We start from the raw sequence: 5489 nt of genomic DNA, 5'->3' as shown, positions 1-5489 counted from the left end.
TAATGATGATACAGTACATCCCTGTTTTCGTTTTTCATATAATTCTATTTTTTGATCTCTTGTCAGTTTTGCCATAATAAAAATGAACCTCCTTTATTCGGGTGTCCAAATAACGGGGTTCATTTCAAATCGCATGGTTTATTTTTATAACAAATTCATTTCAATCATTTTAAGACCGATATCAACAGAGTTATAAGCAGCACCTTTCATCAATTGATCACCAGTGATCCATAAACTTAAAGCATTGTCTTTGGTTAAATCTTTTCTAACCCGTCCTACATGTGTTAATTCATCACCAATGAAGCTAATTGGCATTGGGTAAATTTGATGAGCAAGATCGTCACATAAATCAATACCAGTACTATGAGCCAATAAGTCAAAAACTTTATCGATATCAATTGGTTTTTTTGTTTCAATATAAATTGATTCACTATGTCCTCTTAAAACCGGAACACGAACACAAGTTGCATTGACGTCAATGTCTTTGTTGAAAATCTTTTTCGTTTCATTAACCATTTTCATTTCTTCTTTACTGTAACCGTTTGATAAGTCAAATTTATCAACTTGTGGAATACAGTTAAAAGCAATTGGGAAATGTTTTTCATCAGAAGCACATGGTAAAGTTTTAGCAACTGGTTCTTTTCCATCTAAAACTTCTTGTGATTGACGATATAATTCTTCCATTCCAGCAACACCAGCTCCAGAAACCGCCTGGTATGTTGAAACAACAATTCTTTCAATATCGAATTCATCATTGATTCTTGTAAGAGCACTGCACATCATGATTGTTGTACAGTTTGGACAAGAAATAATACCCTGATGATCTTTTAAAGCATAACCATTAACTTCAGGGACAACTAAAGGAACATTAGGGTCCATTCTAAAGTGTGAAGTATTGTCAATATTGACACAACCAGCTTTAACTGCATATTCCATGTATTTAGCAGAAATGCTGCCACCAGCAGACCAGAAAGCTACTTCAACTCCTTCAAAACTATTTTCAGTTAATTCTTCAACAACAAATTTGTGATCTTCAAATTCAATCACTTTACCAGCGCTACGAGCAGAGGCTAATAACTTGATACTTTCAAAGGGAAAATTAAATTGAAAGATACAGCGTAACATTTCTCTACCAACAGCTCCAGTAGCTCCAACGATAGCAACTTTATATTTTTTCATTTTCTATTTCCTTCCTTTCTTACCTAAAAAAGCTTCATGTAATAAAACTTGAGCTTTTCTAACTTCATCACGATCAATATAACATGAAATATTGATTTCTGAACATGATGTCATTTCGACATTAATACCGTTTTCCATTAAAGTATTATAAGCTTTTTGGAACATGCCACGGTTATTTTTTATGCCTACGCCAATTACAGATACTTTACCAATATTACCGCGAACAATTGTTCGATTAGCGTTTAATTGTGATTTAAGTTCATTTAAAACTTCGATTACAGCGGGTACGTCTTCATCACTGATAATTAAAGAGATATCCATTTTTCCCCCGCCAACTAGGGCCTGATTGAAGACATTAACATTGACCCCAGCATCCGATATTTTTTTAAATAGGCTACCAGCACTGTTGTTAGTGGCATCAACTTTAACTAAAGTGATACGCGCTTCATTTTGTGATCCGGTAATTCCTGATATAATTAATTGATTGATATTTTCTTTCATGATCCGATCATCTCCTATAACATAAGTCCCTTTGATATCTTCAAATGAAGAACGGGCATGAATTGCGATATTGTGACTAGCGGCTAACTGAACACAACGGTGATTTAAAACTTTAGCACCGTTTTTTGATAATTCCAGCATTTCGGCATAACTGATGTAATCAAGTTTGATGGCATCAGGAACAATCCGTGGATCAGCAGTATAGATACCATTTACATCACTATAGATTTCGACTTCACTAGCATCAACCGCTACACCGATGGCAACTGCCGAAAGATCACTGCCGCCACGACCTAAGGTAGTAATTTTACCATGAATGGAATGTCCTTGAAAACCAGGACAGAAAACAACATCAGCATATTCTAATTTTTTGATGATTTCCTTTCCTTCAACATGGTTGATCGTAGCATTGTTGAAAGTTGAATCCGTTACAATTCCTAATTCAGCATTAGTTGTTGAAGCGCTATGATAGCCTAAAGAGGACATTTCACTTTTACAGACTAATACCGAAATAGTTTCTCCCATACTAGTTAGGCGATCGATTTCTTCATCAGTTAACTGTTTAGTATTAACGATTGATAATAAAGTATCAGTTGCATAAGGATCATCGTAGCGACCCATTGCTGAAACTACGGCAACAACTTTATTACCATTATTGATTTCACGAATAATGTTATTATACATTAATGAACGAGTTTCTCTGGAACGAGTTGAAGTTCCACCAAATTTTTGGACAATAATGTTCATTTTATCCCCTCACTTTAAAGATTGTATAATCTAAATCGCCAAGACTAGTAGTTAATTCATCTAGTTCAATTTCATGAGTTATATAGATATGGTCTTGTTTTTCGGTAAAATATAATTCATAATCAACATCAATTGGTCGATCAGTTCGTAAATAATATTTTGCTTTAGTAATTGGATAGATATTTTGACAATCTTGATAGTCATGATTCCAATGTTCTTTTTGAGCAGTTTTGATAATATCGCTAACAACTGCTGAAGCTGTTACATAGCGACCGGCACCTTTGCCATAGAAGATGACGTTTTCAACATAATCATTATCGATCTCTATTACATTATATGCATCCATGACATTAGCGACTAGTTCCTTTTTATTAACTAGGGTTGTGGCTACATCAATACCAATACCATTTTTTAATTCTTTAGCCTGGGCAATTAGTTTAAAACGATATCCGAGTTTTTTTGCATAATCCATATCAACTTTAGTAACGTTACGAATACCGCTAACAGAGATTTTACCAAAATCAATGAATTTCTTAAAGCCATTTTGAGCTAAAATACAAATTTTATGAGCTGCATCAATTCCATCTAAATCTAATGCCGGATTAGCTTCAACATAACCAAGACCATCAGCAATTGTTAAAGCTTCATTAAAATCAAGATTTTCAGTTTCCATCAAAGATAAGATGAAATTAGTAGTTCCATTTAAAATACCAATAATTTCTTTAGTATTATTAGCAATTAAGTTTTCTTTTTGATTAACTAAAACAGGAATACCGCCACCAACACTTGCTTCATAGAAAATATGAACTTGATTTTTTTTAGCTGCTAGAAAGATTTCTTTTCCATGATGGGCTAATAATGCTTTATTAGCAGTAACTACATGTTTACCATTATTTATAGCACCAAGGATAATTTCTTTAGCAACAGTGGTTCCACCGATCAATTCAACGACAACATCAATTTCTGGATCGTTGATAACATCGTGGAAATCTTTGGTATAAATAATTCCTTCAGGTAAATCAACTTCTTCAAGTCCACAGCCATATTTAATAACTACTTCTTGATTGATTTCTTGTTCAAGTCGTTTTTTTTCATTGGTTAATATTTCAACGACCCCAAAACCAACAGTACCCAATCCAACAACTCCGATTTTCATTTTGTTCCCCCTTATATAATAAAAATTGACCTTTGATTAAAGGTCTGTCATTTTTTAATTAATTACAGGACCAATTAGGCATTAGAAGGCATATTTTTAGAAATGAATTATTTCATAACTATCAACTTTATGCCTTTTAATAACATGATCGAATCCTCCAAATTCCTTGATTTATGACATATTACCACGATTGTATACAATAGTCAACGGTTTACCAAAATAATCGCAATAATCAAAATAATATTGTTATTTGATAAGTTGAAAAAAGTTGATATTGACTTCTATAAATAAATTGTATACAATAATTTAAATCACATAGGGGGATCAGCAATGGAAAAGAAATATATTAGCACACGTAATCAACAAGAAGAAATAAATTTTTATCAGGCAATTGTCCAAGGAATTGGTAATGATGGTGGTTTATTAGTACCTAATTTTGATTTTACTAAAATGGATCTAGAAGCATTAATGAAACTTAATTATGTTGATCTAGCTACTGAAGTATTAACAACATTCGTTGGTGAAGATGGCAAAGAATTAATTCATGATGCTTGTTTAAATGCTTATGGTAAAGGACTATTTCCTAAGGAAGTAGTGCCAGTAAAAAAAGCTGGTGATGTTTATGTCGCTGAATTATTCCATGGTCAAACAGCAGCATTTAAAGATATGGCATTATCATTATTACCATATTTAATGACATTATCATTAAATAAATTAAATGAACAGCGTCAAGTAATGATCTTGGCAGCTACTAGTGGGGATACTGGAAAGGCCGCTTTAGAAGGATTTAAAGATGTACCAGGAACATCAATCAAGGTATTTTATCCATTAGATGGTGTTTCAGCAATCCAACAGCAGCAAATGGTTAGTCAAACGGGAAATAATGTTGAAGTTGTGGGAATTCATGGAAACTTTGATGATGCCCAGACAGCAGTTAAAAAAGCCTTTGCTTCAAAAGAATTAAAAACAGCTAGTGACAAACATAATGTCTTTTTATCATCAGCTAATTCAATTAATGTCGGTAGATTGATACCACAAATCGTTTATTATTTCCATAGTTATTTTGAATTAGTTAGAAATAAAGAGATTGTTCTTGGTGATAAAATTAATTTCTGTGTTCCAAGTGGAAACTTTGGTAACTGTCTAGCAGGCTATTTTGCTAAACAAATGGGACTGCCAATTGATAAGTTTATCTGTGCTTCTAATAAAAATAACATTTTAACGGATTTCTTTACAACTGGTAAATATGATGCTAATCGTGATTTCTATAAAACTAATGCACCGGCAATGGATATTTTAGTTTCTAGTAATCTAGAAAGATTAGTCTGGTTTATGTGCGGTGATGGAAATCGTGTTCGTGAATATATGAATAAATTGAATCAAGATGGTATTTATGAAGTTGATCAAGATGTTTTAGTTAAAATTCAGGAACAATTTAAAGCTGGATATTTAGATGAAGATCAAGTGTTAGCGACAATTAAAGCTTGTTACAATGAAACAGGATATTTATTAGATACGCATACTGCTGTTGGTTATGGGGTCTTAAAAGAATACCAGGCTAAAACAAATGACTATACTAAAACAGTTTTACTAGCAACAGCTTCACCATATAAATTCCCAGAATCAGTATATCAGGCTATTTACGGTGAAGAGTTAGATGTTTATAGTGCGATTGATAAATTAAATGAAAAAACTGGAGTTATGGTTCCAAAACCATTACAAGGAATCAAAGATCGCGAAATTTTACATAAAAAGAAAATTGATAAAAGTGAAATTATTGATTTTATCAAAGCTGAAATTGAAGCAGTCTAGGAGGATTTTATGAAAGTAAAAGTAAAAGTACCCGCAACAAGTGCTAACTTAGGGCCGGGATTTGACGTTGCTGGGGTTGCTTTAACCTTATTTA

The 5489-nt window shown here is 32.8% G+C and carries 4 protein-coding genes; 1 reads left to right on the top strand and 3 read right to left on the bottom strand.

What is annotated here, in order from left to right; translation table 11 throughout:
• Nucleotides 1–144 precede the first annotated feature (144 nt).
• The 3 genes from J7M77_RS10235 to J7M77_RS10225 are packed head-to-tail and all read right to left on the bottom strand — an operon-like array spanning nucleotide 145 to nucleotide 3583.
• Nucleotides 145–1179: an aspartate-semialdehyde dehydrogenase gene (locus tag J7M77_RS10235; RefSeq protein WP_296878157.1), complete on the bottom strand. Its 1035-nt coding sequence runs from the start codon at nucleotides 1177–1179 to the stop codon at nucleotides 145–147.
• 3 nt (nucleotides 1180–1182) lie between these two features.
• Complete coding sequence (locus J7M77_RS10230; protein WP_296878155.1) at nucleotides 1183–2427, bottom strand: aspartate kinase; 1245 nt, start codon at nucleotides 2425–2427, stop codon at nucleotides 1183–1185.
• Nucleotide 2428: 1 nt separating this feature from the next.
• Complete coding sequence (locus tag J7M77_RS10225) at nucleotides 2429–3583, bottom strand: homoserine dehydrogenase (RefSeq protein ID WP_296878153.1); 1155 nt, start codon at nucleotides 3581–3583, stop codon at nucleotides 2429–2431.
• Nucleotides 3584–3913: 330 nt separating this feature from the next.
• Between J7M77_RS10225 and thrC the strand changes: the two genes are divergently transcribed.
• Nucleotides 3914–5395: a threonine synthase gene (thrC, locus tag J7M77_RS10220; RefSeq protein WP_296878151.1), complete on the top strand. Its 1482-nt coding sequence runs from the start codon at nucleotides 3914–3916 to the stop codon at nucleotides 5393–5395.
• The last annotated feature ends 94 nt before the right edge of the window (nucleotides 5396–5489 follow it).

Origin of the sequence: Thomasclavelia sp. (assembly GCF_017889095.1) — a bacterium.
Classification (GTDB): domain Bacteria; phylum Bacillota_I; class Bacilli_A; order Erysipelotrichales; family Coprobacillaceae; genus Thomasclavelia.
This window is presented reverse-complemented; position numbering and strand designations above follow the sequence as displayed.

Bases quoted from the DNA above. Each gene is read 5' to 3' on its own strand.
- J7M77_RS10235 (WP_296878157.1), bottom strand. From the start codon at position 1,179: ATGAAAAAATATAAAGTTGCTATCGTTGGAGCTACTGGAGCTGTTGGT.
- J7M77_RS10230 (WP_296878155.1), bottom strand. From the start codon at position 2,427: ATGAACATTATTGTCCAAAAATTTGGTGGAACTTCAACTCGTTCCAGA.
- thrC (WP_296878151.1), top strand. From the start codon at position 3,914: ATGGAAAAGAAATATATTAGCACACGTAATCAACAAGAAGAAATAAAT.
- J7M77_RS10225 (WP_296878153.1), bottom strand. From the start codon at position 3,583: ATGAAAATCGGAGTTGTTGGATTGGGTACTGTTGGTTTTGGGGTCGTT.